At 67.5% G+C, this 24,844-nt stretch carries 26 protein-coding genes; 13 read left to right on the top strand and 13 right to left on the bottom strand.

All coding sequences use genetic code 11. The annotated features are described in order from the left end of the window. Positions 1-48: 48 nt before the first annotated feature. The 3 genes from IBX22_RS38540 to IBX22_RS14560 form a co-directional block, all read right to left on the bottom strand. Positions 49-252: a DUF2510 domain-containing protein gene (locus IBX22_RS38540; RefSeq protein ID WP_375540265.1), complete on the bottom strand. Its 204-nt coding sequence runs from the start codon at positions 250-252 to the stop codon at positions 49-51. Between the two features lie 89 nt (positions 253-341). Then, positions 342-749 carry a VOC family protein gene (locus tag IBX22_RS14565; RefSeq protein WP_194816115.1) on the bottom strand — a complete coding sequence of 136 codons (408 nt, stop codon included), beginning with the start codon at positions 747-749 and terminating at the stop codon, positions 342-344. A 41-nt stretch (positions 750-790) separates the two neighbouring features. Continuing rightward, entirely contained in the window at positions 791-1,462 is a 672-nt protein-coding gene (locus IBX22_RS14560) for a DUF998 domain-containing protein (RefSeq protein ID WP_194816114.1), read from the bottom strand. Between the two features lie 157 nt (positions 1,463-1,619). Here IBX22_RS14560 and IBX22_RS14555 point away from each other — a divergent pair, with 157 nt between their 5' ends. Beyond that, positions 1,620-2,327 (top strand): hypothetical protein, encoded by a 708-nt coding sequence (locus tag IBX22_RS14555; protein WP_194816113.1) that lies wholly within the window; start codon positions 1,620-1,622, stop codon positions 2,325-2,327. A 12-nt stretch (positions 2,328-2,339) separates the two neighbouring features. On the opposite strand, the gene IBX22_RS37460 is transcribed toward IBX22_RS14555, so the two are convergent. Both IBX22_RS37460 and IBX22_RS14550 read right to left on the bottom strand, forming a co-directional pair. Next, complete coding sequence (locus tag IBX22_RS37460; protein WP_309234614.1) at positions 2,340-2,540, bottom strand: hypothetical protein; 201 nt, start codon at positions 2,538-2,540, stop codon at positions 2,340-2,342. A gap of 114 nt (positions 2,541-2,654) precedes the next feature. After that, the gene (locus tag IBX22_RS14550) at positions 2,655-2,864 is read right to left on the bottom strand and encodes a BldC family transcriptional regulator (RefSeq protein ID WP_194816112.1); all 210 of its coding nucleotides are present in this window, start codon (positions 2,862-2,864) and stop codon (positions 2,655-2,657) included. Between the two features lie 183 nt (positions 2,865-3,047). Here IBX22_RS14550 and IBX22_RS14545 point away from each other — a divergent pair, with 183 nt between their 5' ends. From IBX22_RS14545 to IBX22_RS14525, 5 genes are all read left to right on the top strand, one after another. Beyond that, a complete protein-coding gene (locus IBX22_RS14545) occupies positions 3,048-3,386 on the top strand; it encodes a DUF4229 domain-containing protein (protein WP_309234613.1) in 339 nt (112 codons plus the stop codon). Beyond that, the gene (locus IBX22_RS14540; protein WP_194816111.1) at positions 3,383-4,468 is read left to right on the top strand and encodes a PLP-dependent cysteine synthase family protein; all 1,086 of its coding nucleotides are present in this window, start codon (positions 3,383-3,385) and stop codon (positions 4,466-4,468) included. Before IBX22_RS14545 ends, IBX22_RS14540 begins: the two co-directional genes overlap by 4 nt. A gap of 122 nt (positions 4,469-4,590) precedes the next feature. After that, entirely contained in the window at positions 4,591-4,812 is a 222-nt protein-coding gene (locus IBX22_RS14535) for a helix-turn-helix domain-containing protein (protein ID WP_194816110.1), read from the top strand. Further along, positions 4,812-5,390 (top strand): Clp protease N-terminal domain-containing protein, encoded by a 579-nt coding sequence (locus IBX22_RS14530; protein ID WP_194816109.1) that lies wholly within the window; start codon positions 4,812-4,814, stop codon positions 5,388-5,390. Before IBX22_RS14535 ends, IBX22_RS14530 begins: the two co-directional genes overlap by 1 nt. Positions 5,391-5,466: 76 nt before the next feature. Beyond that, on the top strand, positions 5,467-5,853 hold the full coding sequence (locus IBX22_RS14525; RefSeq protein WP_194816108.1) for a phage holin family protein: 387 nt from the start codon (positions 5,467-5,469) through the stop codon (positions 5,851-5,853). A 62-nt stretch (positions 5,854-5,915) separates the two neighbouring features. On the opposite strand, the gene IBX22_RS14520 is transcribed toward IBX22_RS14525, so the two are convergent. Next, on the bottom strand, positions 5,916-6,785 hold the full coding sequence (locus IBX22_RS14520) for a 1,4-dihydroxy-2-naphthoate polyprenyltransferase (protein ID WP_194816107.1): 870 nt from the start codon (positions 6,783-6,785) through the stop codon (positions 5,916-5,918). Positions 6,786-6,954: 169 nt separating this feature from the next. Between IBX22_RS14520 and IBX22_RS14515 the strand changes: the two genes are divergently transcribed. Next, positions 6,955-10,464: a BTAD domain-containing putative transcriptional regulator gene (locus IBX22_RS14515; protein WP_309234612.1), complete on the top strand. Its 3,510-nt coding sequence runs from the start codon at positions 6,955-6,957 to the stop codon at positions 10,462-10,464. A gap of 78 nt (positions 10,465-10,542) precedes the next feature. Here IBX22_RS14515 and IBX22_RS14510 read toward each other — a convergent pair whose 3' ends face one another. The 5 genes from IBX22_RS14510 to IBX22_RS14490 all read right to left on the bottom strand — a co-directional run bounded on the left by IBX22_RS14510 (position 10,543) and on the right by IBX22_RS14490 (position 15,257). After that, positions 10,543-11,379, bottom strand: a complete 837-nt coding sequence (locus IBX22_RS14510) for an ABC transporter permease (protein WP_194816105.1) — start codon at positions 11,377-11,379, stop codon at positions 10,543-10,545. After that, positions 11,376-12,371, bottom strand: coding sequence for an ATP-binding cassette domain-containing protein (locus IBX22_RS14505; protein ID WP_194816104.1), 996 nt, complete (start codon positions 12,369-12,371; stop codon positions 11,376-11,378). The genes IBX22_RS14510 and IBX22_RS14505 overlap by 4 nt, the downstream gene beginning before the upstream one ends. Positions 12,372-12,443: 72 nt before the next feature. Continuing rightward, positions 12,444-13,583: an o-succinylbenzoate--CoA ligase gene (gene menE / locus IBX22_RS14500; protein WP_194817682.1), complete on the bottom strand. Its 1,140-nt coding sequence runs from the start codon at positions 13,581-13,583 to the stop codon at positions 12,444-12,446. A gap of 373 nt (positions 13,584-13,956) precedes the next feature. Next, a complete protein-coding gene (locus IBX22_RS14495) occupies positions 13,957-14,349 on the bottom strand; it encodes a VOC family protein (protein WP_194816103.1) in 393 nt (130 codons plus the stop codon). 14 nt (positions 14,350-14,363) lie between these two features. Then, positions 14,364-15,257 (bottom strand): 1,4-dihydroxy-2-naphthoyl-CoA synthase, encoded by an 894-nt coding sequence (locus tag IBX22_RS14490; RefSeq protein ID WP_194816102.1) that lies wholly within the window; start codon positions 15,255-15,257, stop codon positions 14,364-14,366. Positions 15,258-15,352: 95 nt separating this feature from the next. On the opposite strand from IBX22_RS14490, the gene IBX22_RS14485 reads away from it, so the two are divergent. The 3 genes from IBX22_RS14485 (at position 15,353) to menD (ending at position 18,370) form a co-directional block, all read left to right on the top strand. After that, the gene (locus tag IBX22_RS14485; protein ID WP_375540241.1) at positions 15,353-16,033 is read left to right on the top strand and encodes a PaaI family thioesterase; all 681 of its coding nucleotides are present in this window, start codon (positions 15,353-15,355) and stop codon (positions 16,031-16,033) included. An 85-nt stretch (positions 16,034-16,118) separates the two neighbouring features. Continuing rightward, on the top strand, positions 16,119-16,565 hold the full coding sequence (locus IBX22_RS14480; RefSeq protein WP_194816101.1) for a DUF6918 family protein: 447 nt from the start codon (positions 16,119-16,121) through the stop codon (positions 16,563-16,565). 149 nt (positions 16,566-16,714) lie between these two features. Then, positions 16,715-18,370 carry a 2-succinyl-5-enolpyruvyl-6-hydroxy-3-cyclohexene-1-carboxylic-acid synthase gene (menD, locus tag IBX22_RS14475; protein WP_194816100.1) on the top strand — a complete coding sequence of 552 codons (1,656 nt, stop codon included), beginning with the start codon at positions 16,715-16,717 and terminating at the stop codon, positions 18,368-18,370. On the opposite strand, the gene IBX22_RS14470 is transcribed toward menD, so the two are convergent. Then, entirely contained in the window at positions 18,367-18,633 is a 267-nt protein-coding gene (locus IBX22_RS14470) for a hypothetical protein (RefSeq protein ID WP_194816099.1), read from the bottom strand. The two genes, menD and IBX22_RS14470, sit on opposite strands and share 4 nt — an antisense overlap. Positions 18,634-18,746: 113 nt before the next feature. Then, positions 18,747-18,983, bottom strand: coding sequence for a hypothetical protein (locus tag IBX22_RS14465; RefSeq protein ID WP_194816098.1), 237 nt, complete (start codon positions 18,981-18,983; stop codon positions 18,747-18,749). A gap of 165 nt (positions 18,984-19,148) precedes the next feature. Here IBX22_RS14465 and IBX22_RS14460 point away from each other — a divergent pair, with 165 nt between their 5' ends. From IBX22_RS14460 to IBX22_RS14450, 3 genes are all read left to right on the top strand, one after another. Beyond that, a complete protein-coding gene (locus tag IBX22_RS14460) occupies positions 19,149-19,718 on the top strand; it encodes a TIGR03086 family metal-binding protein (RefSeq protein ID WP_194816097.1) in 570 nt (189 codons plus the stop codon). Positions 19,719-19,755: 37 nt separating this feature from the next. Continuing rightward, entirely contained in the window at positions 19,756-20,490 is a 735-nt protein-coding gene (locus IBX22_RS14455) for a demethylmenaquinone methyltransferase (protein WP_194816096.1), read from the top strand. 157 nt (positions 20,491-20,647) lie between these two features. After that, a complete protein-coding gene (locus IBX22_RS14450) occupies positions 20,648-24,838 on the top strand; it encodes a bifunctional nitrate reductase/sulfite reductase flavoprotein subunit alpha (RefSeq protein WP_228538815.1) in 4,191 nt (1,396 codons plus the stop codon). Positions 24,839-24,844: the final 6 nt, after the last annotated feature.

Below are 24,844 nucleotides of genomic sequence, written 5' to 3'. Positions count from 1 at the left end.
GCAGCAAGACCACCTTGCCGAATCCTCCCCCCACGGCTCAACGCAACATCAGTGTCGCGGCTGGGTTTGGTGAGTCCACTGATAACCGTCGAACCAGCGCACCAGCGCAGGGTTCGCGTGGTCCGGATACCAGCCGGGGCCGATCGGCCCTTGACCCTGGTGCTGTGTTCTCGCTTGGGAGCTCGACTTTTTGGCCGCAACGATCACCACTATCGCCGCGATGACCACGAGAAGAACGAGAACGATAACCATATATACCGGTAGTCCGCCCATGGTGTCAGTATCGATCAGGGCGAGTCAGCTTGCGAATCAAGCGGATTCGTTTGTAGGCCGGTATCGGCTCAGCCTCGCGCGGAGATCTGCTGGACGCCCCAGCTGTTGCCGTCCGGGTCCTCGAAGAAGATGAAGCCGACGTTGTCGAGGGGATCTGGTGTGGGGGAGGGGTTTTCGCCCAGGACCTGGACGTCGGTGACGGTGACGCCGCGGGCGACCAGTTCTTTGTGGGCTTGTTTGATGTCGGGGACGACCAGTTGGAGGCCCTTTACGGAGCCGGGTTCCATGTGCGGGACTGCGCCTTCGCCGATGACTATGGAGCAGCCGGAGCCGGGTGGGGTCAGTTGCACGATGCGCATGCCGTCGCCGACCTTCGTGTCGTGGTCGACTACGAATCCCATTCGCTCGCTGTAGAACTCCTTGGCTCGATCGATATCGGATACGGGGACGATGACTACCTCGAGGGTCCAGTTCATGGCGTTTCCTTTCGGGGAGTGCGGATCAGTCGTATCGAGGCTCAGCGCTGCTGGCGCGCGAACAGTGGCAGTGCCATCACTGCCGACGCCCACAGCCAGATCAGGGAGCCGCCGGTCAGCATCCAGCGGAAGTCGCTGGCCGCGAAGGTGATTGCGGACAGGATCAGGTACACGGTGGGGACGGCGATGCTGGCGGCGAACCACCCGGTGCGTCCTTCCTGGCGGAAGCGGCGGGCGAAGACGATGGTGGCGGCGATCAGGGCCAGGGCGGCCACCGCGGGCGCGAGGGCGTGCAGCGCTCCGTGCCAGGTCATCGAGGCTGGTGCCTCGTCAGGGGTGCCGATGGGGTAGCCGAAGCCTGGGTCGACGACGAAGACGCCGCCGGCGATCAGGCCGAGGCCGTAGGCGGCGAACAGGCGCGGGCCCCAGGTGCTGCCGATTCCGCTGGTCAGGATTCGTTTCAGGCCGATGCTGCCGACCAGTACCAGTAGTCCGCTGAGGATGAAGTTGGTGATCTGCATCCAGCCGAGTTCGCTGAGGCTGAGCATGCTCAGAGGGTGCTTGACCGGGTCGAAGCCTTCGCGGGTGGCTTCCTGGATCAGGACGCTGCCGACGAACAGCGGTCCTGCGACGGCGCCGCAGGTCAGCAGGGCTCGGGTGCTGACAGCGCGCTTCCGTGAGGCAGCGCCGGCATAGGAGAAGAAGGTGGTCATGGCAGGTACTCCTGGCGGAATGTTCGGAGCGGCGCACCGCGCACCGAAAGCGATTGTGTTGGTACCTGTGTAGACGTGGTGCCGCCGCGGAATTCATCGCTGCCTCCTAGCTCTGCGAAAGTCGCTGGGACGGGCGAGATGTGAAACGATCGCTGGCGTGAGTGGGGTGGATCAGCGGGTGGAATCCTTGCCGTGGCCAGCGGAGTGGAAGCGGAACGACAAGCGCGAGCAGAAGTACCGAGCCCGGGGCAGCGACGGCATTGAGGTGGTCTGGGTGGACTTCGACGGCATCGGGGAGCAGGGCTTGCTCGTGCCAGGGGTTCGGCCCACCAAGTTGCAGGGGATTCTCTTCACTCTTGTCGGCGGTCTGTTCAGCGCCGCTGTCTTGGCGAGCGTGCCGGGCATCGTGATCGACCGAGAGTGGAAGGCGATCGGCGGGATGCTGTGCGTCGGCGTCTTCGCGGCGCTGATGTTGCTCCTCGGGATGCATTTCTGGCGGCACGCGAGCAGTAAACATCTGCCCGGCTTACGCCTGACCCCGACGCGGGTTATCCAGGGCGGCTACGACGGCGGTCACGTCGCGATGCGATGGGACGACGTCGCGCGCGTCCGCCCGTTTCTGTACGCGGGAGCCAACTCTCGCCAATGGTGGAACTCGTTCGCCATCGAGGTGCACGACCTGGCGGCGGTCTTGAACCGCCTCGGCGCGAAATCCCTTCGCCTGCACCGGATGGCGAACGGTCCTGCGGCGGTGACGCTGCGCGACAATCATCTGGCCGTACACCCGTTACTGGCGTACCACCTGGTCCGGTACTACTTCGACAACCCAGCCGACCGCCCGAACATCACACAAGCTCTCGCGTGACGCCGGACGATCTCAGCGGTCAGAAGAAGACCCATCCCCATCCCGCCGCTGCTTCGATAGCCGCCACAGGAAATCGGGATCGTCATCCGGCCCCAGAACCCGCTTCGGTTGCGGGGCCCGCGGAGCCGGCTCGCCCATCCGTTCCGGACCGAAAGCTTTCCAGCACAGCACCGCGATTGCTACGACTGCGATGAGTGCCAACAGGTACGTCACGTGGCTCACCTCCTGGTTAGAAGGTTAGCCGCGTGCGTGCCCGATGCACACCGCAGACACGAAATTGTTGGGTGAGACCAGGCGCGGGCATTGACAGGCCCGCGCCCCGAGCGACTAGCGGATCGAAGCCTCGGTGGTCAGCGAACGCAGTAGCTGCAGCACTTCGGACTCACGAAACCGGCGATGTCCGCCGGGGGTGCGCAGCGACCCGAGGCGCCCGGCATGGGCCCAGCGGGTGACGGTCTTGGGATCGACGTGGAACATGGCAGCAACTTGTCCCGGTGTCAGCAGGGTGTCCTGGCCGCCGACGGTGATCGCACTCATAGCAAACCTCTCCGTTCTCGACAGTTCCCTCATCAGATGGCGCCATCGTTGCACCCCAACCCCTAGGTACGCGAACCACCTACGTTTGGTAAAGGCGAAGTAATGGACAAAACGGATAAGCGCCCGACCTCGGCGATGGGTAGGGACCGAGGGCGGGCAACAGCTTCGCATACGCTGGCAGACGTGAGCGACGCAACTCAGCCAGATCGGGCATCCGCCCAGCAAACCCCGAAGCCGAACAAGCGGCTGGTCCGCAATCTCGCGCTGTACACCCTGGCCAGGCTGGTACTGGTCGCGGTCATCGCGGCCGTGATCGTGCTGGTGGCCAAGCTGGTCAAGGTCGAGATCCCGATCGTGGTGGCGGCGCTGTTCGCGCTGATCATCGCGATGCCGCTGTCGTTGACGCTGTTCAAGCGGCTGCGCACGCAGGTCAACGAGGACATCGCGGTGGTCGACGCCCAGCGCCGCGCGGACAAGGCGCAGCTGCGCGCCCGCCTGCGGGGCGAGGCGGAGGACAAGTGAAGTTCTGCGATCAGAGCGCACCGCGGGACTGGGTCGACAACGCGGTTCGCCTCATCGACGCCGATACCCAGCGCAGCGCCGACACCCATCTGCTGCGCTATCCGCTGCCCGCCGAGTGGGGCATCCAGCTGTACCTCAAGGACGAATCCACCCACATCACAGGCAGTTTGAAGCATCGCCTGGCGCGCTCGTTGTTCCTGTACGCCATCTGCAACGGCTGGGTCACCGAGGGCACCACCGTGGTGGAGGCGTCCTCGGGGTCGACCGCCGTCAGCGAGGCGTATTTCGCGAAACTGCTCGGCCTGGATTTCGTCGCGGTGATGCCCGCGAGTACCTCGCCGCAGAAGATCGCGCTCATCGAAGCGCAAGGCGGCCGTTGTCATTTCGTGCAGAAGCCGGATGACATGTATTCCGAGGCGGCCCGGCTGGCTCGCGAATGCGACGGCCACTACATGGACCAGTTCACCCACGCCGAACGTGCCACCGACTGGCGCGGCAACAACAACATCGCCGAATCCATCTTCCAGCAAATGGAATTGGAGCCGTGCCCGGTCCCGGAGTGGGTGGTGGTCGGCGCGGGTACCGGCGGCACCAGCGCCACCATCGGCCGCTACATCCGCTACCGCCGGCATGCCACGAAGCTGGCCGTGGTGGACCCGGAGAACTCGGCCTTCTACGGCGGCTATGAGAACGCCGACGCCGGTTTCCACACCGGAATGTCTTCGCGCATCGAGGGAATCGGCCGGCCTCGGGTGGAGCCCTCGTTCATCGGACAGGTCATCGATCGGATGATCCACGTGCCCGATGCCGCCTCCATCGCGGCCGCGCGGCATGCCAGCGTCGCCCTCGGCCGGCGCGTCGGCGGATCCACCGGCACCAACCTGTGGGGCGTGTGGGCGTTGATCGGCGAGATGCTCGCCGCGGGCCGCTCCGGCAGCGTCGTCACGCTGATCTGTGATGGCGGAGATCGGTATGCGGGTACGTATTTCGACGATTCCTGGGTCGCCGCGCAGGGCATGAGCCTGGCCGAGCCGACCGCGATCATGGAGAAGTTCCACGCCACCGGCGCCTGGACCGGTTAGATCTGCTCGTCGAACACCCCCGCGTTCCGAATGCGGGGGTGTTTTGCGTTCTTCTCAGGGCGAACGGCAGCCGTCGTCAATTTTTGTTGACACATGGCGCCTCGTCAACCAAAATTGACGACATGACAGAAGCAACCACTCTGGCGGCCGCCGCCGGCAGCCCCGACCCCACGGTCGGGCTGCGCGCGGTACTCGCACTGCGTCGGCTGCTCGAACGACTGGAAGCGATCCAGGTCGCCAATGCCCGCGAACAGGGCTGGTCCTGGCAATCCATCGCGGAAGCGCTCGAGGTCAGCAAGCAGGCGGTCCACCAGAAGTACAACCGGAAAGGCAGGAGCCGCTGATGTTCGAACGGTTCAGCAAAGAAGCCCGCATGGCCGTGGTCGTCGCGCAGGAAGACGCGCGCCAACTGCATGCCCCGAATATCGGCGTCGAGCATGTGCTGCTCGGCCTGTTGTCGCAGGGCGACGACACCCTCAAGGCGCTACTCGCCGCGGCGGGTATCACCCACGCGGGCGTCTGTGACGCACTGACCGAGCAGGGCGAAGCCGGTCCGCTGGGCAAGGCGGATGCCGAAGCGCTGCGTTCCATCGGCATCGACCTCGACGCCGTGCGGGAAAGCCTGGAGGCCACCTTCGGTGCGGACGCGCTCGACCGGGCCGTGCCCACGGAGGGCAAGCGCGGATTCTTCGCCCGCGGAAAGAACTTCGCGCACATTCCCTTCTCACGCGAGGCCAAGAAGGTGCTGGAGCTCTCGCTGCGCGAAGCCTTGGCCCGCAAGGACAACAGCATCGAAGCCGGGCACATTCTGCTCGGCATCCTGCGGGCGCCGAACGAGACCACCACGCGGCTGCTCGGCGGTTCCGACGCGATCGGCGCACTGCGTGCCAAGGTGCACGGCCTGCTCGACCGCGCTGCCTGAAATATGCGACCGAAACCGGACTGGTCACCGTGTTTTGCAACGCGCCCCGAGCGTCCATCGGGCCTAGCATGGCCCCATGCAGCTTCTGATTCGGTTGATCATCAACGCAGTGGCCATCTGGCTGGCCGCCGCCTGGGTCGACAAGATCGACATCGTCTATCCGGCGGACCAGGGCAACGGCGGGAAAATCATCACCGTGCTCGTCATCGCGGCGGTGTTCACCGTGGTGAACGCCCTGGTCAAACCCCTCGTGAAAATGCTCTCGCTGCCTCTGGTGGTGCTGACGCTCGGGCTGTTCCTGCTGATCGTCAACGCCCTGATGCTGTTCCTGACCTCGTGGATCACCGACGCGTTCTCCGACTACGGCCTGCACATCGGCAGTTTCTGGGCGGCGATCCTCGGCGGCGTCATCATCTGGCTGGTCAACTGGGTGCTGGGCATCCTGGTGCCCGACAACGACTGACGGGCTCGGCTCGGCGCACCCCTTGTGGACATCCACAGGGGGTGCGTTGCCTGTCTCCGGACCTACGCGAAGCCGAGGGCCAGCGCGGTCAGGGCCGACCACACCAACAGTGCCAGGCCGGAATCGCGCAGTGCCGGAATGAGTTCCAGGCCCTTCTTGCCGCCGCGGACGGGGGCGTTGGCGCGCACCGCGAGCGGGATCGCGAGCAGGCCGACCAGCGCGAACGGGGTCTTCGCGACCAGCACCAGCGTCGCCGCGAACGGGATCACGAGCAGCGCCAAATGCAGTGTGCGCGTGCGGGGATCGCCGAGCTTGACCGCGAGCGTGGTCTTCCCGGACTCGGTATCGGTCGGAATATCGCGCAGGTTGTTGGCGACGAGGACCGCGCTGGAGTACGAACCGACCGCCACCGCGAGCACCACGCCGACCCAGTCGATCTTCTCGGCCTGCACGAACTCGGTCCCGAGCACCGCGATCAGCCCGAAGAACACGAACACCGCGATCTCACCGAATCCGCTGTACCCGTAGGGCTTGCTGCCGCCGGTGTAGAACCAGGCCCCCGCCAGGCAGGCCACGCCGACCAGCAGCAGCCACCACGCGGTCGTCGCCGCCAGCACCAGACCGAGCACCGCGCCGATCGCGAGGCTGATGATCGCCGCGTTCTTCACTGCGGCCGGCGAAGCCAGCTTGGACCCGACCAGCCGCAACGGCCCGACCCGCTCGTCGTCGGTGCCGCGGATACCGTCGGAGTAATCGTTGGCGTAATTCACGCCGACGATCAGCGCCAGCGAAACCAGCAGCGCCAGAACGGCTTTCCACCACACGAAACCGTCCAGTGCGGCAGCCGCCCCGGTGCCCGCCAGCACCGGCGCGATCGCGTTCGGCAGAGTACGAGGGCGCGCGCCCTCGATCCATTGCGCTGCAGTAGCCATGCGCCGAGCCTAATGGGCGCGACCGCCTCCGGCCTCCTGGGCGTGCGGCACACCACAAGCGCCCCGGCCCGCGCCACGCGCCGGAAACCAAGAGGACCGAGTGCGTGTCACTCGCTACGATTGCCGAGGAATGTTGCCGGAACACAGCGGCCCGAATGGGCACAGTCGAGTGGCGAAGCCCGCAGGCGAATCGGTCGTGGTGGCCCTGCTGGGTGAGATCGCGCTACGCCGCGACGGCACGCTCACCGCGGTGCCCGGCAGCCGATCCCGCCTGCTGCTGGCCGCTCTGGCCCTGCACCCGGGCCGCGCCCGCAGCGCCCAAGCCCTGATCGACGACGTCTGGGGCGAGCAGCCTCCGCGCGCCCCGATGAACGCCCTGCACACACAGGTCTCGCGCCTGCGCTCGTCGCTGCCGGACGGTGCGCTGGAGATCGGCCCGGCCGGATACCGGCTGACCTTGCGACCCGACCAGGTCGACCTGACCCTGACCGCCGAGATGCTCCGGGACGCACGCGTCTGCCTGGACAACGGCGATGTGCCGGGCTGTGTCCAAGCGGTGGCCCACGCAAGGGAGCTGTGGCGCGGCGAACCCGGCGCCGATCTCCCGTCCGGCGGAGTGGCCGACGAGTTGTCCACCACCGCCGAGGCCCGACTACGTGAACTCGACACCCTCGAACTGACGGCCCATCAGTCCTGCGGCGACTTCGACGGCGCACTCCGCATCGCCCGCCGGCTTGCCGCCGAACAACCGCTCGACGAACCCGCCCAGCAGACCCTCATGCGCCTGCTGGCATTGACCGGCCGAGGGAACGAAGCGCTGGAGTCCTTCGCCGCCTTCCGCACTCGACTGGGCGACCAGCTGGGCGCCGACCCCGGCCGCGACCTGGTCGACCTGAACACCGCGATTCTGCGCGGAGAACCACTGAGCAGCAACGGCATCGGGCAACCGCCGTCGACTGACTCGCGCGGTCCGAGAGGTGTGTCGTCTACGTCCGAAGGACGGGGTCTGGGCGTTCGTCCGGCCGGTCGAGGCGAAGTATTCGGTGGTGCAACGGATCCCAGTGTTCGCCGGGATGGTGGAGCGACGGTGGCGCCGAAGGTGGGCGGCGAGGCCTCGATGGCGAGCGGACTGCGCGCCGCGCCGAATGCTCTGCTGGGGCGGGAGGATGACTTGTCCGCGCTCGGGTTGCTGTTGCCCGAGTCGAGGGTGGTCACTGTGCTCGGGCCCGGTGGCACCGGAAAGACCCGTATCGCCAATGAAGTCGGCGCTCGTGCCGCCCGGCATCTTCCGGTGGTGCTGGTGGAACTCGCCTCCGTCCGGGCCGACCGCGCCGCGGAGGGTACGCGGGCGGAGATCGAGGGCGCGATCAGCGCCGGCCTCGGACTGAGCGAATTGCCGATGGATACAACGGGATTGCGTAAACAGTACGTCGCCGACGCGCAGCAGCGGTTGCGGGAGGCGGCGGCTTCCAGGCAGCTTTCGAGCGGTGAGCTCGACGAGTTGGCAGCTCTGCGTAACCATTACGTCCCTGAGGCGCGGCAGCGGTTGCGGGATGCGTTGGCGGCCCGCCCGATGCTGCTCATCCTCGACAACTGCGAGCACCTGATCGAGACGGTCGCGGTGGTTGTCGCGGATTTGATCGGTGCCTGCCCGCGACTGACCGTGCTCTGCACCAGCCGTGCACCGTTGATGATCACCGCCGAGACGGTATATCCCTTGCCGCCCTTGGCAATCGACGCCGCGGGTTCACCTGCCACCGACCTGTTCATGTCGCGGGCACGCGCCGTGCGTCCCTCGGTCCGGCTGGATCCAGAAGTGGTCGCACAACTGTGCCGCACCCTCGACGGCCTGCCGCTGGCCATCGAACTCGCGGCCGCGCGGGTGCGCACCATGAGCGTCGAGGACATCAACGATCGGCTCACGGATCGGTTCGCGTTGCTGCGCACCGGTGATCGCAGCTCGCCGGAACGCCATCGCACGCTGCACGCGGTGATCGACTGGAGCTGGAATCTCCTGGAACCCGAGCAGCAACTGGCGCTGCGCCGATTGTGCCGTTTCCCGGCGGGTTTCACGCTGTCCGCGGCCGAGGTGGTGGCCGGTGACCTCGGCGATGTCGCGGCGGCAGTGGACGGGCTGGTCAACCAGTCACTGCTCACCGTGCTCGACGACGACCGGCTCGGAACCCGCTATCGCATGTTGGAAACCGTGCGCGAATTCGGCGAGGAACAGCTCGCACTCGCGGGCGAGTCCGACCAGGTGATGGATCGAATGGTTTTGTGGGCGCGCCGTTTCGCCAATGCCGCGGCCGACACCAGGGAGCAGGCCGATCAGATCCGGTTGGCCTTGTCGGTGGCCGCCGAACTCGACAACCTGCTGGCGGTGCTGCGGTACGCGGTCGAGCGACGCGACGCGGTGACGATGTACACGGTGTTCCCGGTGCTCGGCTGCTTCTGGGTGATCCGCGGTTCACACGTCGAGGTGATGGGCTGGGTGCAGCGCCTACTGGCGCTCGACCCGGTCGGGGACCCGGACGAGCCGTCCATCGAGTTGCAGATGACCTGCTACCTGCTGGTATTCCTGCACCTGGCCTATATCGGTGACGACGTCCGCGCCTTGGCGCGGCTCCGGGTCCGGGTGCGCCGCCTGCTGCGCCGCGGTGACATCAGCCCGCACGACCAGTTCATGGGCCGGATCATGGTGACTCGGGCCGACGGCAAGGGCGTCGGCAGGTTGCTCGCCGTCGGCGTCCGCTCATCCGACCCGGCAACCCGGTCCAGCGCGCTGATGTTGCGCGCGAACGTCCGCGAGAACATGGGCGACGTGCGCGGCTCCACCGTCGACGCGATCCGCGCGCTGGAGGAGTTCCCGCCTGCCGAGGTTTGGAACGTGGCCATGGTGTGCCGGCATCTCGGGGGCGTCTGCGGGCAGGTCGCGCGCTACGACGAGGCGGTCACCTACTACACGCGTTGCCTCGAACTGCTCCGGCAACTGGGCACTTCGGAGGAGAGCATCGAGACCCGCGCCCACCTCGCGGCGGCCCTGGTCGGCGCTGGTCAACTGGAGCGGGCCCGGCAGGAAATCGATCTCGCACTCGGACCCGACGCCACGGAGATCGACGGAATGTCCGGCGCGCCGAACCACCTCGCCGGCATGGTCACCGGCGCCGCAGCGGAACTCGCACTGGCCGAAGGCGATATCGGGAACGGACTGCGCCGCCACTGGCGTGCCCTCGAGCTCTACAACTGGCCCGAACCCACGCTCGGCCCAGGGCCCGGCAGCATCATGCTCGGAGCAATGGCACTCGACGCGCACATCCTGCACGGCGCGGTCGCCGACACCGGCGACCTGTCTGCCCATCTCGTCGACAATGCCTTGGCGATCCTGAGTCAGCTCCACGACCTGCCCCAACTCGGCTCGGTAGCCTGTGCGATCGGCTCCTATCTCCTCGCCGCCGGGACCGCCCCGGCCCGCGGCCTGGAACTGCTCAGCCTCGCGACGAGAGTCCAAGCCCGCCAGGACTATCCGTCCATGCGGATCGATCGACACCTGGACGCGGCCCGGGCGAGCGTCGGCGCCGAACGGGTCGAGGAGACTCTCCACCGGGTCGCGCGTCTGGGCCGTAAACGGGCCGCGGATCGAATCATGGAGTTGCTGCGAAAGATTCACGAAGGCCGCTGACGCCTGGCGCGCCTCGGAAACTGGGAAGGGCCGAGAGATTCCGCGGAATCTCTCGGCCCTGCAACATTATTCGGATTGCTAAGCCCGACGCATGTACGCCCGCACCGTGATCGGTGCGACGATCAGGATCACCGCCAGTGACCCGAGCAGCGACCACGCCAGGTTCGGCCCGTAATGGTTGGCGTTCATCAGTTCCTGCGCCGCCTTGACCATGTAGTAGACCGGGTTGAGCTTGTTGATGCCCTGTAGCCAGCCGGGCATCGACTCGACCGGGGCGAAGGCGCCGGAGACGAAGGTCAGCGGGAACATGATGATCATCGAAATGCCCTGCACCGCGGAGGCGCTCTTGCCGGTGACGCCGACCAGCGCCCAGATCCAGCTGATCGCGAAGGAGCACACGATCACCATCAGGCACGCGGCCAGCACGCCGGCGAAGCCGCCGCCGGGCCGGTAGCCCAGGATCAGGCCCATGATCACGGTGAGCGTGGTCGCGATCAAGTAGCGGACCATGTCCGCGATCAATGCGCCCGACAGCGCCGAAATGCGGGCGATCGGAAGCGATTTGAATCGATCGAAGACGCCCTTGTCCATGTCCTCACGCAGCTGGGTGCCGGTGACGATGGAGGTCAGCACCACGGTCTGGACCAGGATGCCGGGGATGAACAGGGGCAGGTAGTTGTCCACCGAGCCGAACATCGCGCCGCCGAAGATGAAGGCGAACAGCGCGGTGAACAGGATCGGCTGGATCGTGACGTCGAACAGCTGCTCGGGATTGTGCTTGATCTTCAGCAGGCCACGGTAGGCCATGGTCATCGAGTGCCGCATCGTCTGGCGCAGGCTGACGCGGTTGCTGACCTCGGGGATCTCGGCGCGGATGCGTCCGGAATCCGCTGGGGCGGTGAGGGTTGCGGTCATGCCGCGCTCCGTTCGGTCTCGGCGGAGGTGTCCTTCGCGGCCGGGCGGCCGGTGATGGTGAGGAAGACCTCGTCCAGGCTGGGCTTGGAAACGTTGATCTCGTCGACCCCGATCTCCCACTCGCGCAGGCGAATCAACAGATCGGTGGTCATATCGGCGGTGCGCAGCGGTGCGGTGAGCCGACCGGCTTCGGGAGTGATCTGGGCTTCGGCGCCGAGGAAGTCGCTGACGATGCGCCGCGCTTCGTCGAGCTGGGCCCGGTTCGCCAGGGTCAGGTGCAGCGAGGAGCCGCCGACCGAGGCTTTGAGTTCGTCGGCGGTGCCGTCGGCGATCACCTTGCCGTGATCGATGACGGCGATCCGGTCCGCCAGCTGATCGGCCTCGTCCAGATACTGCGTGGTGAGCAGCACCGTCGCGCCCTCGCGGACCAGCCGGCGGATGGTGTCCCACATCTGGACGCGGGTGCGCGGATCGAGTCCGGTGGTGGGCTCGTCCAGGAACAGCAGCGGCGGGGTCGAGATCAGGCTGGCGGCCAAATCGAGCCGGCGCCGCATACCGCCGGAGAAGTGCTCGAGCGGCTTGTCGGCGGCCTCGGTGAGGTCGAACTCCTCGAGCAGCTCGGCGGTCTTGCGGCGGGCATCGGCCCGGCTCAGACCGAGCAGCCGCGAGAAGATCATCAGGTTCTCGGTAGCGGTCAGTTTCTCGTCCACCGAGGCGTACTGCCCGGTGACGCCGATGAGCGAGCGCACAGCGGTGGGCTGCTCGACGACGTCGCGCCCGAAGATGCGAGCGCTACCGCCGTCCGGCCGCAACAGCGTGGCCAGCATCCGGATAGTGGTGGTCTTGCCGGCCCCGTTCGGTCCCAGCACGCCATACACCGAACCTTGCGGCACGGCCAGGCTGACGCCGTCGACGGCGCGCTGCTCCCCGAACACCTTGACCAGCTCGTTCGCCTCGACGGCGAGTGCTGAAGTGGGTGCGAATGAAGTCATGCCGACTACATTGAGCGCTCGTTCTTGCACCGCCCTTGCACCGCGATCACACGACCTCTTGCACGCCGGCGGCTAGTTCGGTGTGTGCTCGCTGAGCAGGAGTTCGCGGACCTTGGCGCGGTTGGGTTTGCCGGGACCGTGCAACGGGAGCTCGTCGAAGATGGCGAGTTCGCGGGGGGCGGCGATGGCGTCGAGCTCGCGGACGACATGTTCGCGGAGTTCGTCGAGGGTGGGGTTGGCAGCGCCCTTGGCCGGGACGACGGCAACGGCGACGCGCTGGCCGAGGCGTTCGTCCGGGAGGCCCAGGACCACGCACTCGCTGACCGACGGGTGGGTGCCGAGGACGGCCTCGACGACCTGCGGGATCACCAGGAGGCCGCCGGTCATGATGGCTTCGTCGAGGCGGCCGCTGATGGACAGGACGCCGTCTTCGTAGGTGCCGGCGTCTTCGGTGCGGAACCAGCCGGGTTCGGCGAAGGCCGGGTGGTCGGGCTGGCCGCGGTAGCCGACGGCGATCATGGCGCCGCCGAGGACGACGCGGCCGTCTTCGATGCGGACCTCGGTGCCGTCCAGCGGGACACCGTCGTAGACGCAGCCGCCGCAGGTTTCGCTCATGCCGTAGGTGCGAACCACGTTGATACCGGCCGCTTTAGCGCGTTCGTGGATGTGCGGGGGAGTGGCCGCGCCGCCGACGAGGACACCGTCGAGCTGGGCGAGGGCTTCCGCCGCGACGGGCGCGTCGAGGGCCTTGATGAGCTGGGTCGGGACCAGCGCGGTGTAGCGGCGCGGTCCGCGCATCCCGGAGATGGCTCCCGCCAGCGCTTCCGGGAGGAACCCGCCGGAGACGTCGAGCACGGTCGGTTCGGTCCCGGCCTGAATGCTGCGCAGCAGCACCTGGATTCCGGCGATGTGATGGGTCGGCAGCGCCAGTAGCCAGCTGCCCGGCCCGCCGAGCCGCTCGTGTGTCGCGGCGCCGCTGGCCCGCAGCGCGGCCGCGCTGAGCATGGCGCCCTTCGGCACACCGGTGGTGCCGGAGGTGGTCACCACCAGCGCGACATCCTCCTCGATCGGCTCGCCCGGCCCGAGTGCGTCGGACAGGCGGCGAGCTTCGCGGCGGTCGCTGGTGGGGATCGGTAGCCACGCGGGCCCGTTGCCCTCCAACGCTTCCCGCAGATGCGGCAGGACATCGCCGACACCGGACCCGGTGGGCATCGGCAGCGTGCGCAGTTTCCTACTCACGACTGCGCCTCGCTGGCGCTCGGCTCCGTCGCGCGCAGGGCACGCTGGCACATGGTTCGATCGTTGCGCCCTCTCACGTTAGGGATCGTGTCATGCCCGCGCCGCCGTACGCGGAACGGGTCGGTTTGCAAAGGGGTCCAGCTACGCCAGGCATGGGTGTCTGCGATTCACTCGTCGGGCGGGTACGCATCGGGGTGCCCGGACATCGTCGGTCGGAGACCCTCGGTATTCGATCAGCGGCAGGTGCGAGCCACATCGTTGGACTCGGGAAGGACGCCGCGTATGAGCGTTATCGTCCTCGCCGGGGCCGGGGTTGGCAACTTGTGCCCCGCCACAAGATCATTGATCAGTGGTCTGAACTGCGGGTATCCCGCCGGATCGGATGGTCCGGCGGAATTTCGACCAGCACGACGGGCACACCGTCCGGATCCCGCACCCACATTTCGATCAGGCCCCACGGCTCCTGCACCGGAGCCCGATCGATGGGGATCCCCTTGATCGACAGTTCCGCGGCCGCGTCCGAAATCTCGCGCACCTGCAACCAGATCGCGCCGCCGAACGCGGTCGAGGAACCCGGCCCACCGTGCGCCGCGACCTCGACCAGCGACTGCCCAGCGAAGAAAACGGTGCCGCCCGGATACTCCCGCGCGATCGCCAGCCCGAGCCCGTCGCGATAGAACGCGAGCGTGGCCGGATAGTCGGCGGGCCGCAGGATGATTCGGCTGCTGAGGATCTCCATCGTGTCCGTCCGGGTCAGAAGTACCAGGGGTACGGGGTCCAGTCGGGTGCGCGCTTCTCCAGGAAGGAGTCGCGGCCCTCGACGGCCTCGTCGGTCATGTACGCCATCCGGGTGGCCTCGCCGGCGAAGAGCTGCTGGCCGACCAGTCCGTCGTCGAGCAGGTTGAACGCGTACTTCAGCATGCGCTGCGCCTGCGGGGATTTGCCGTTGATGTCGGCGGTCCACTCCAGCGCGACGTTCTCCAGCTCGTCGTGGTCGACGACCTTGTTCACCGCACCCATCTGATGCATTTCCTCGGCGGTGTAGGGCCGGCCCAGGAAGAAGATCTCGCGCGCGAATTTCTGGCCGACCATCTTGGCCAGATAGGCGCTGCCGTAGCCGCCGTCGAAGCTGCCCACATCGGCGTCGGTCTGCTTGAAGCGGGCGTGCTCGCGGCTGGCCAGGGTGAGGTCGCAGACCACATGCAGGCTGTGCCCGCCGCCCGCCGCCCAGCCGTTGACCAGGGCGATGACGACCTTGGGCATGAAGCGGATGAGCCGCTGGACCTCGAGGATGTGCAGCCGGCCCGCGCGGGCCTGGTCGACGGTGTCGGAGGTCTCGCCGCTGGCGTACTGGTAACCGTTGCGGCCACGGATGCGCTGATCGCCACCGGAGCAGAACGCCCAGCCGCCGTCCTTGGGGCTGGGGCCGTTGCCGGTGAGCAAGACCGCGCCGACGTCGGGTGTCATCCGCGCGTGGTCGAGGGCGCGGTAGAGCTCGTCGACGGTGTGCGGGCGGAAGGCGTTGCGCACCTCGGGGCGGTCGAAGGCGATCCGGACGGTGCCCTGGTCGACATGCCGGTGATAGGTGATGTCGGTCAGGTTCTCGAAACCAGGAACGGGCCGCCACAACTTCGGATTGAACGTCACGCCAGAGATTATCGTCGCGCGGCGCTCACTAGCCAGTGGGCGGTTAGCGATGCTCAGGACTTGACGGTGTAAAAAGACGCGTTACCGTGCAAGTTATGAACGAGCAAGTGGAACCGGTTTCAGGCAACGGTGCGCGGCCGCGAATCGACCGGAGCATGGTCGACGAGAGTCGGTACGAGAAGCACGGTGGCTTCCCGAAGGTCTCCCAGGCCGAGATCGGGACGAATTTCGGACCGTTCGTCGAGGCGATGCGCACCCTGCAAGATCTCACCGTTTGTGTCGATGCCCCCGACGAGGTCTTCGGCGCGGCACTCGCCAAGGCGAACGAACTGATCGATCTGCTCGAGCCGCACCGGGCCCCCGAACTTCAGGGCCCCGCCGGTCGCGCCGTGAAGCTCCCCGGCCGCGGCAGCCTGCTGCTCTTGCCTTGGCGCACAGTCGAAGCCGGACCCGACGGCATCACGATGGCGGGCGAGTTCCGCCGATTCCACTTGGGCGGCAACGGCGCCGCGCACGGCGGCGTGCTCCCGCTGCTGTTCGACGACCTGCTCGGCATGATCGTGCACTACGCCGGTCGCCCGATCAGCCGGACCGCGTATCTGCATGTGAACTACCGCAAGATCACTCCGCTGGAGACGCCGCTGACCGTTCGGGGCCGGGTCGATCGGACCGAGGGCCGCAAGACTTTCATTACCGCCGAATTGGTCGATGAGCAGGGCGAAGTCCTCGCCGATTGTGAAGGACTGATGGTTCAACTGCTGCCCTGGCAGCCCTGAATCGGGCAGCGCCACATGCCTGGTGCCAGTGGTGCGTATAGTGGCCAGCGCTCGTTCATCGACATCGATCCGGAGGAACCTGAAAGTGGTTGCAGCACTGTCTGAATCCCTGCTCAACGACGCCAATCGTACGGCTTTCCTTGCCGATGCCAAGGAGGTTCTCGACGCCGAGGTGTCGGACAAGGGCGGCGCGTCCGGCTTGGCCGTGAAGGGCGCCTACGCGGCGGCCAAGAAGGTCAGCCCGACCATCGTTCCGGACGCGCTGGAGTCGTTGGCCCCCAAGCTCATCGAGCAGCTGGAGCCGTTCTGGCAGGAATACGCCGCCAACGGTTCGGGCAAGTTCGCCGACCTGCTCGTCGCGAAGTCCGACGCGGTCGCCGAGGCCCTGCTGGCGGTCACCGACGCCCGCGCCGAAGCCTCGACCCGCCCGGCCCTGAAGAAGGCCTACTCCGCCGTGCGCTCCTCGGCCAAGAAGAACGTCATCGAGGCCCTGCCCCGCGTCGGCGACCTGGTCCAGCGCCACGCTGGCTGATTTCCCTAACGCCGCACATCGAATCCGGTTGCCCCGCCGGGCACTTCGATGTGCGGCGTTTTTCATGCAACCGGGAACGGCTCTGTGCTGGCAGTTACTGTGAGCAGGGTGACGAAGACTCGGGACCTACTGTCTGAGAGGCTGGAGGCGTGAACCCGTCTACAGCACAGGCGCAGGTAGTCGTCGACGAACTGGTGCGCGGGGGTGTGCGGGATGTCGTCCTGTGTCCCGGCTCCCGGAACGCTCCGCTGGCTTTCGCGCTGCAGGCCGCCGACGCGGCCGGGCGGCTGCGGCTGCACATGCGCATCGACGAGCGCACCGCGGGCTTCCTCGCCATCGGTCTCGCGGTGTCCAGCGGTTGCCCGGTGCCGGTGGTGATGACCTCGGGGACCGCGGTGGCCAATCTCGGTCCCGCTGTGCTGGAGGCGAACTACGCGCGGGTGCCGTTGATCGTGCTCAGCGCGAACCGGCCCTACGAAATGCTCGGCACCGGCGCCAACCAGACCGTCGAACAGCTCGGGCTGTTCGGTAGCCAGGTGCGCGCGACGATCAGCCTCGGGCTGGCCGAGCTCGGCGTCGACAACGGCAACGGCTGCTACAGCCAGCAGAACAGCGTGTGGCGTTCGGCGGTGTGCCGGGTGCTGGCCGCCGCGCGCGGCACCCGCTCGGGCAACGCGGGCCCGGTGCATTTCGACATCCCGCTGCGCGAGCCGCTGGTGCCCGATAGCGATGCGGTGGGCGGACTTCCGGTGCCCGGCGAGGTCGCGCCGCTGGGCCGCGAGTCGGGCCGGCCGTGGACCGCCACGCAGTACGCCACCCTCGACGTTCCGCTCGATATCGACCTGACACCCGACACCGTCGTGATCTCCGGTCACGGCGCGGGCCTGCGGCCGGAACTGGCCGATTTGCCGACCGTCGCCGAACCCACCGCGCCGCTGCACGGCCCCACATTGCATCCGCTCGCGCTCGCGCTGCTGCAGCCGCGGCAGGCGATCATCACCGGCCGGCCCACCCTGCATCGCCAGGTATCGCGGGTGCTGGCCGATCCGGAGGTCACCGTCTTCGCGCTGACCACCGGTCCGCGCTGGCCCGATGTCTCCGGCAATGTCGTCGGCACCGGCACGCGCGCGGTGACCATCGGTGCGCCGCGCGCCGAATGGCTCGCGCGCTGCCGCGATTTCAACGCGAAGGCGACCCAGGTGGTGCGCGACGAACTCGCGCGGCATCCGAAGCCGACGGGCCTGCACGTGGCGGCCGTGGTGATGGACGCGCTGCGTGAGGGCGATCAGTTGTTGCTGGGCGCCTCCAACCCGGTGCGCGATGCGGCGCTCGTCTCACATCCGCGCCCGGGCATCAAGGTGCTGTCCAACCGCGGTGTCGCCGGCATCGACGGCACCGTGTCCTCGGCGGTCGGCGCGGCGCTCGCGCACACCGGCCGCACCGTCGCGCTGATCGGTGACCTCACGTTCCTGCACGACGCTGCCGGTCTGCTGATCGGCCGGGGCGAGCCGCGCCCGGCCGATCTGACCATCGTGGTCGCCAACGACGACGGCGGCGGCATCTTCGAGCTGCTCGAACAGGGCGACCCGCAGTACGCGGGCGTGTTCGAGCGGGTCTTCGGGACACCGCACGGCATGGATCTGGCCGCGCTGTGCGCCGCCTACCGGATTCCGCACCGCCAGGTCGACACCGATCAGCTGGTCGCGGAACTCACCGGCAACGCGCATGGTCTGCGCGTGCTGGAGGTCGCGACCGAGCGGTCGGGCCTGCGAGAACTGCACGCGGCGTTGCGCGCGAAGATCTAGATCTCCTCGGTGTATTCCGGGCCGCCGCCATCCATCCCGGCGTCCGGATCACCGCGGTCTTCGTCATCGAGCGGGACGGGGATCGACTGCTCGACCACGTCGGCCTCGTTCGCCGTGAACGCGTCGCGGTCGACATGGTCGGCCACCTCGCGATCGAAGGCCTCGGCTTCCGTGGCCGGATCCGGATAGGCCGGTACGGACTGCTCCATGAGGTCGGCCTCGGGAACCTCGTCCCAGGTGCGGGTCGTGCTGCGATCGATCATCGTGCGCTCCTCTCCGCGACTGTGTGCTCACCGGTTACCCAGTGCCCCGGGCGGGACACCCCCAGATTGCGCTGGATGGGCAGATCCGGCAACCAGCCCGCGCTGAGCGGGCGCTATTCGCCGTCGAGCGCGCCCGTCCCGTTGGCCGGATATTCCACGAGCGCCAACGTGCGGTTGGCCATGAACCTTGCGGTGCGCACCGCGGTGCCGGTGCGCGTCACCTCACTGACTTCGACTACTCCGCGCGCGATGCGCACATCTACCCGCCGCCCTGCTCGGGTGGCGGCGATTTCGTAACTGCGAGACCCGGCGCCGAAGTCGACGACGATCTCCACACGATCACCCTTCATCTTCCAATTCTCCTCCTTTCCAGCGGTTTTCGCCGTCACGACTTGGTGTCGGCGAGTAGCGTCGGGCGCTCGCGGGCGGGGTGCGGGAAGCCGCGGGGACCGATGAATTCTCGTGGCTCGCATCGTCATACCGGGAAAGGACGTCTCATGCCCGAAGGAGCCTCGATGAACCCCGTATTCGACTTCGAATCCGCCGCTTCCGCCATGGCGGCGGTTGTCGCCGGTATCTCCGACGATCAGCTCACCGCCCCGACCCCGATGGCCGACATCGCCGTGCGCGATCTGCTCGTCCACGTCGTCGGCCTGACCGAGGCCTTCCGGCAGGCCGCGACCAAGGAGGCGGTCGGCCGGTCCGAGGCCCCGGCCATCGGCCCGGATGCCGAACTGGTCCCCGACTGGCGGGACCGCATTCCGGCGCAGCTGAAGGCGCTCGTCGAGGCCTGGCGGGAACCTGCCGCCTGGGCGGGCGAGACCGAAGCCGGGGGTGTCACGATGCCCGCCGAAATCATGGCCACGGTCGCCTTGGACGAGTTGGTCATTCACGGCTGGGATCTCGCCCAGGCCACCGGCCAGCAGCTGAACGTGCGCGAGTCCGACCTGGCCGTACTGCTCGAATTCCTGCGCGACACTCCGCCCGAAGGGACCCCCGGCCTCTTCGGCCCCGTCGTCCCGGTCCCCGCCGACGCGCCCGTATTCCACCGCGTCCTGGCTCTGACGGGCCGAAACCCCGCATAGTCACCAGGGTTACACCTGCCGCCATAGCCCAGTGATCATGCTTCGCATTACTGTCGGGGGCGTGGCGAAAACAGAGCGGCGGGAATCGGTTCGGGCCTCGCTGGACAAGCAGCCGCACGAGGTCGCGTCGATGTTCGACGGGGTCGCGAAGCGGTACGACATCACCAACACCGTCATTTCCGGTGGCCAAGACCGGTATTGGCGCTGGGCGGTGCGTAAAGCGGTGGCGCCGCGCCCGGGCGAGCGGGTGCTCGACCTGGCAGCCGGCACCGGTGTGTCCACACTCGATCTGGCGAAATCCGGCGCCTGGTGTCTCGCGGCCGACTTCTCCAAGGGCATGCTGCACGCCGGCCAGCACCGCAACGTGCCGATGGTCGCGGCCGACGCGACCGCGCTGCCCTTCGCCGACGACTCCTTCGACGCGGTGACCATCTCCTACGGGCTGCGCAATATCTCCGAGAGCGAGCAGGCGCTGCGGGAGATGCTGCGCGTCACCAAGCCCGGTGGCCGGCTGGTGGTGGCCGAGTTCTCGACGCCGGTCGTTCCGGTGTTCAAGACCGTCTACATGGAGTACCTGATGAAGGCGTTGCCGCAGGTCGCGCGCACCGTCAGCAGCAATCCGGACGCTTACGTCTATCTCGCCGAATCCATCCGGGCCTGGCCGAACCAGCGCCAGCTGGCGCTGCGGATCGCCGATGCGGGCTGGTCCTCGGTGAAATGGCGCAATCTGACCGGCGGCATCGTCGCGCTACACCGCGGATACAAGCTCTGAGAAGTCGTGAGATCACTCACGCATGAGGTTTCCGGGCGGTAAAACGCCAGGTCAGACTCGAATCTCACCGCCGGGAATTTTGTCGGTGAGGAAAATTGTCATCTGTCGATAACGCGGGGTAAATGGCCCGCAATGGCCGATGGCCATGATCGGTGGCATGACCGACGCAGGAACGAACCCCGCCCGCACGGCGTGCTCGTACTGCGGTGTCGGCTGCGGCATCACCGTCGAGACCGAACCCGGTCCCGACGGCGCTCCGGTGATCGCGAAGGTCAGTGGAGACAAGCTGCATCCGGCGAACGCGGGCCGGCTGTGCACCAAGGGCGCCACCCACCTGGAGCTGATGCGGGCGCCGGGCCGGATGGAAACCGCCTACCGGCGGCCCGAACGCGGGCAAGCGCCGGTCCCGGTCCCGGTGGACGAGGCCGTGCGCGAAGCCGCCGAGCGCCTGCGCGGCATCCTCGACGAGCACGGCCCCGACGCGATCGCGCTCTACGTCTCCGGTCAGATGTCGCTGGAGGCGCAGTACCTCGCCACCAAGCTCGCCAAGGGCTATCTGCGGACCATCCACCTCGAAGCCAATTCGCGGCTGTGCATGGCCAGCGCGGGCACCGGCTACAAGCAGTCGCTCGGCGCCGACGGCCCGCCCGGCTCCTACGACGATTTCGAGCACGCGGACCTGTTCTTCGCGATCGGCGCGAATATGGCCGACTGTCATCCGATCCTGTTCCTGCGCATGGCCGATCGCCTCAAGTCGGGTGCGAAGCTGATCGTCGCCGACCCGCGCCGCACCGACACCGCCGCCCGCGCCGACCTTTTCCTGCAGCTGCAGCCGGGCACCGACCTGGCGCTGCTGAACGGTCTGCTGCACCTGCTCGTCGAAAACGACGACATCGACCAGGATTTCATCGGCGAGTACACCGAGGGCTGGGACGCGATGCCCGAGTTCCTCGCCGAGTACACCCCGGCTCGGGTTGCCGAGATCACCGGCTTGGCCGAAGCCGATATCCGCACGGCCGCACAGTGGATCGGCGCCGCGGGCGAGTGGATGACGCTGTGGACGATGGGGCTGAACCAGTCCACCCACGGCACCTGGAACACCAACGCCATCTGCAACCTGCACCTGGCCACCGGCGCGATCTGCCGGCCGGGCAGCGGGCCGTTCTCGCTGACCGGTCAGCCGAACGCCATGGGCGGGCGCGAAATGGGCTATATGGGACCGGGTTTGCCCGGTCAACGGAGTCTGCTCGCGCCTGCCGATCGTGCCTTCGTGGAAACCGCGTGGGGTCTGCGGCCCGGAACCATTCGCACCGAGGCCGGACCCGGCACCGTCGAGATGTTCCGGGAGATGGCGGACGAGAAGATCAAGGCCGCCTGGATCATCTGCACCAATCCCGTTGCCTCCATGGCGAACCGGAAGACCGTCATCGCCGGGCTGGAGGCCGCTGAACTGGTCGTCGTGCAGGACACCTATATCGACACCGCCAGCAACGCCTATGCCGATCTGCTGCTACCCGCCACACTGTGGGCGGAAGCCGATGCGGTGATGGTGAATTCGGAGCGCAATCTCACCCTGCTGCAGCGCAGCGTCGATCCGATCGGCGAGGCACGCCCGGATTGGCTGCTGATCGCGCAGGTGGCCACGGCCATGGGCTTCCCCGGCTTCGATTTCACGTCCAGCGCCGAGGTTTTCGCCGAGCTCAAGCAGTTCGCCAATCCGGTGACCGGTTACGACCTGCGGGGGATGAGCTACGAGGCATTGCGTGAGGGGCCGATGCAGTGGCCGTGCCCGGAACCCGGTCGCCGCCGCAACCCCATCCGCTATCTCAACGACGGTGTCAGCCAGGACCTTTTCGTCGACGAGGCCGGGCAGCAGCCGCGGCTGGCGTTCCCCACGCCCAGCCGGCGGGCGGTGTTCTGGCCGCGTCCGCACATGCTGCCGGCGGAGATGCCGGACGACGACTACCCGTTCGTGCTGAATACCGGTCGGCTGCAACATCAGTGGCACACCATGACCAAGACCGGGCGGATCGGCAAGCTCACCAAGCTGAACGGCAAGCCGTTCGTCGAGGTGCATCCCGAGGACGCCGAGCAACTCGGCGTAGCCGCCGGGGACCAGCTCGAAATCGCGTCCCGTCGCGGGCGAGCCGTGCTTCCGGTGCAGATCAGCGATCGGGTGCGGCCCGGCGACTGCTTCGCGCCCTTCCACTGGAACGACGAGCAGGGGGAGTATTTGACCATCAACGCCGTCACCAATGACGCGGTCGACTCGGCCTCGCTGCAGCCCGAATTCAAGGCGTGCGCGGTGTCGCTGCGCCGGGTGGCGGTGGTTCCCGCCGCGGAAGTGCCTGCCGCCCCGGCTGTCCCGGACTCCGGGCCGCATCCGCTGGCGGTGATGCTGGGCCTGGATACCGGCGTCGCACCGACATTGAGTGACGTCGAGCAGATCTACCTGAGCGGGTACCTGGCTGCGCTGCAATCACTTCCGGTGGCCGGTCAGCCGGTGCTGCCGGAATCCGCGCCCCTGTCGACCCGTAGTCGTCTGTGGATCGACGGACTGCTCGCCGGGATGTACTCCCGCAGTGCGGCGGTCGAATCGGTTGCCGAGACCGCCGCCAGGCCGGTCACGGTGCTGTGGGCGTCGCAGACCGGCAATGCCGAGGAATTCGCCGCCTCGGTCGCCGAGCAGCTCGCCGAATCCGGGTTTGCGCCGCGGCTGCTCGATATGGATTCCTGTGAGCTCACTGCGCTGACCGGCGATGTGTTGTTCATCAGCAGCACCTTCGGCGACGGTGGTCCGCCCGACAACGGCGCCGATTTCTGGGAACGCCTGGACGACAGCGCGACTCGGTTCACCGGCCTGCGCTACGCGGTGTTCGCCCTCGGCGATTCCTCCTACGACGACTTCTGCGGTCACGGCCGCAAACTCGATCAGAAACTCGCCGAACGCGGTGCTACACGGCTACTTCCACGCGTCGACAGCGAACCGGACTACGACGAACCCGCCGCCCGCTGGTTGGACGAGGTGCTCGCCGCGCTCGGCGGGGGCGCCGAGTCGGGCGGGTCCGGTGGCACCAACAGCGCTGAGGTGGAGCAGCTTCCGGCAGAGCGGGAGTTCGCCACCGCCGGTGCCCGAATCCTGGCCCAGCCTCGACCCAGCGGATCCACTCTGCTGCTGCCGAGTTCACCCGCGCCTGGTCGCACCCGCCGGGCGGAGCCGGCACTGTTCACCCGCAACGCTCCGCTGTCGGTGCCCCTGGTCCGCAACCAAGTCCTGTCCCGCTCGGGTTCCCCGAAAGAGGTGCGCCAGTTCGGTTTCGACCTGCGCGGCCTCGACGCCGGCTACGAGGTCGGCGACTCCCTCGGCATCTGGCCGTCCAACTGCGACTTCCTGGTCGGTGAGTGGCTCACCGCGACCGGCCTCGACGGTCGCCGCGGCATCGAAATCGACGACCGCGAAATGCCTTTGGCCGAAGCCCTGCGCACCCGCTACGACATCACCAAAGTCAGCCACGACCTGCTGACCTTCATCGCCGAGCGCAATACCAGTGTGCGACTGGCGAAACTGCTGCGCCGCGACAACCGCAACGAGCTCGACAGCTACCTGTGGGACCGTCAAGCTGCCGACGTCCTGCGTGACTTCCCGGTCCAGGCCGACCTCGTGGAATGGCTCGGCACCCTGAAAAAGCTACAGCCACGCCAGTATTCGATCTCTTCGTCGCCCTTGGTCGACCCCGACGAAGTGCAGTTGACCGTCGGCGTCGTCCGCTACGGCGATCCGGTCGCCGCGGCCGCCCGCCGCGGCGGAGTCTGCTCGACCTTCCTCGCCGACCGTGTCGCCGACACCCAGGTCCCGATCTTCCTGCAGCGCGCCCCGCACTTCCGGCCGCCGCTGGACCCGACCGCACCGATGATCATGGTCGGCCCCGGCACCGGCATCGCTCCCTTCCGCGGCTTCCTGCAGGAACGCCGCGCCCTCGGCGCCACCGGCCGCAACTGGCTCTTCTTCGGTGAACAGCACGCCGCCCAGAACTTCTACTATCGCGCCGAACTCGAAGACATGTTCCGCTCCGGCTTCCTCACCCGCCTCGACCTCGCCTTCTCCCGAGATCAGCGCGAACGAATCTACGTGCAGCACCGCATGATCGAGCACGGCGCCGAGCTCTGGTCCTGGCTGCGCGACGGCGCCCACTTCTACGTCTGCGGCGACGCCGCCCGGATGGCCAAGGACGTCGACGACACCTTGCTCACCATCGCCCGCATCCACGGCAAACTCGACGAGGACGCAGCGCTCGCTTTCAAAAAGCAGCTCATCGCCGAAAAGCGCTACGTCCGCGACGTTTACTGATCACCG

The organism is Nocardia sp. XZ_19_385, from assembly GCF_015355755.1.
Classification (GTDB): domain Bacteria; phylum Actinomycetota; class Actinomycetes; order Mycobacteriales; family Mycobacteriaceae; genus Nocardia.
The sequence above is the reverse complement of the archived record's forward strand: the minus strand, read 5'-3'. Positions and strand labels throughout refer to the sequence as shown.

Coding starts and splice junctions, on each gene's coding strand:
- IBX22_RS14465 (WP_194816098.1), bottom strand. CDS start 18,983: ATGAAGGGTGATCGTGTGGAGATCGTCGTCGACTTCGGCGCCGGGTCT.
- IBX22_RS14520 (WP_194816107.1), bottom strand. CDS start 6,785: ATGGCTACTGCAGCGCAATGGATCGAGGGCGCGCGCCCTCGTACTCTG.
- IBX22_RS14525 (WP_194816108.1), top strand. CDS start 5,467: ATGCAGCTTCTGATTCGGTTGATCATCAACGCAGTGGCCATCTGGCTG.
- IBX22_RS14455 (WP_194816096.1), top strand. CDS start 19,756: ATGCTTCGCATTACTGTCGGGGGCGTGGCGAAAACAGAGCGGCGGGAA.
- IBX22_RS14505 (WP_194816104.1), bottom strand. CDS start 12,371: ATGACTTCATTCGCACCCACTTCAGCACTCGCCGTCGAGGCGAACGAG.
- IBX22_RS14550 (WP_194816112.1), bottom strand. CDS start 2,864: ATGAGTGCGATCACCGTCGGCGGCCAGGACACCCTGCTGACACCGGGA.
- menE (WP_194817682.1), bottom strand. CDS start 13,583: ATGCCCACCGGGTCCGGTGTCGGCGATGTCCTGCCGCATCTGCGGGAA.
- IBX22_RS14460 (WP_194816097.1), top strand. CDS start 19,149: ATGAACCCCGTATTCGACTTCGAATCCGCCGCTTCCGCCATGGCGGCG.
- IBX22_RS14530 (WP_194816109.1), top strand. CDS start 4,812: ATGTTCGAACGGTTCAGCAAAGAAGCCCGCATGGCCGTGGTCGTCGCG.
- IBX22_RS14565 (WP_194816115.1), bottom strand. CDS start 749: ATGAACTGGACCCTCGAGGTAGTCATCGTCCCCGTATCCGATATCGAT.
- IBX22_RS14495 (WP_194816103.1), bottom strand. CDS start 14,349: ATGGAGATCCTCAGCAGCCGAATCATCCTGCGGCCCGCCGACTATCCG.
- IBX22_RS14510 (WP_194816105.1), bottom strand. CDS start 11,379: ATGACCGCAACCCTCACCGCCCCAGCGGATTCCGGACGCATCCGCGCC.
- IBX22_RS14535 (WP_194816110.1), top strand. CDS start 4,591: ATGACAGAAGCAACCACTCTGGCGGCCGCCGCCGGCAGCCCCGACCCC.
- IBX22_RS14450 (WP_228538815.1), top strand. CDS start 20,648: ATGACCGACGCAGGAACGAACCCCGCCCGCACGGCGTGCTCGTACTGC.
- IBX22_RS38540 (WP_375540265.1), bottom strand. CDS start 252: ATGGTTATCGTTCTCGTTCTTCTCGTGGTCATCGCGGCGATAGTGGTG.
- IBX22_RS14470 (WP_194816099.1), bottom strand. CDS start 18,633: ATGATCGATCGCAGCACGACCCGCACCTGGGACGAGGTTCCCGAGGCC.
- IBX22_RS14560 (WP_194816114.1), bottom strand. CDS start 1,462: ATGACCACCTTCTTCTCCTATGCCGGCGCTGCCTCACGGAAGCGCGCT.
- IBX22_RS14485 (WP_375540241.1), top strand. CDS start 15,353: ATGAACGAGCAAGTGGAACCGGTTTCAGGCAACGGTGCGCGGCCGCGA.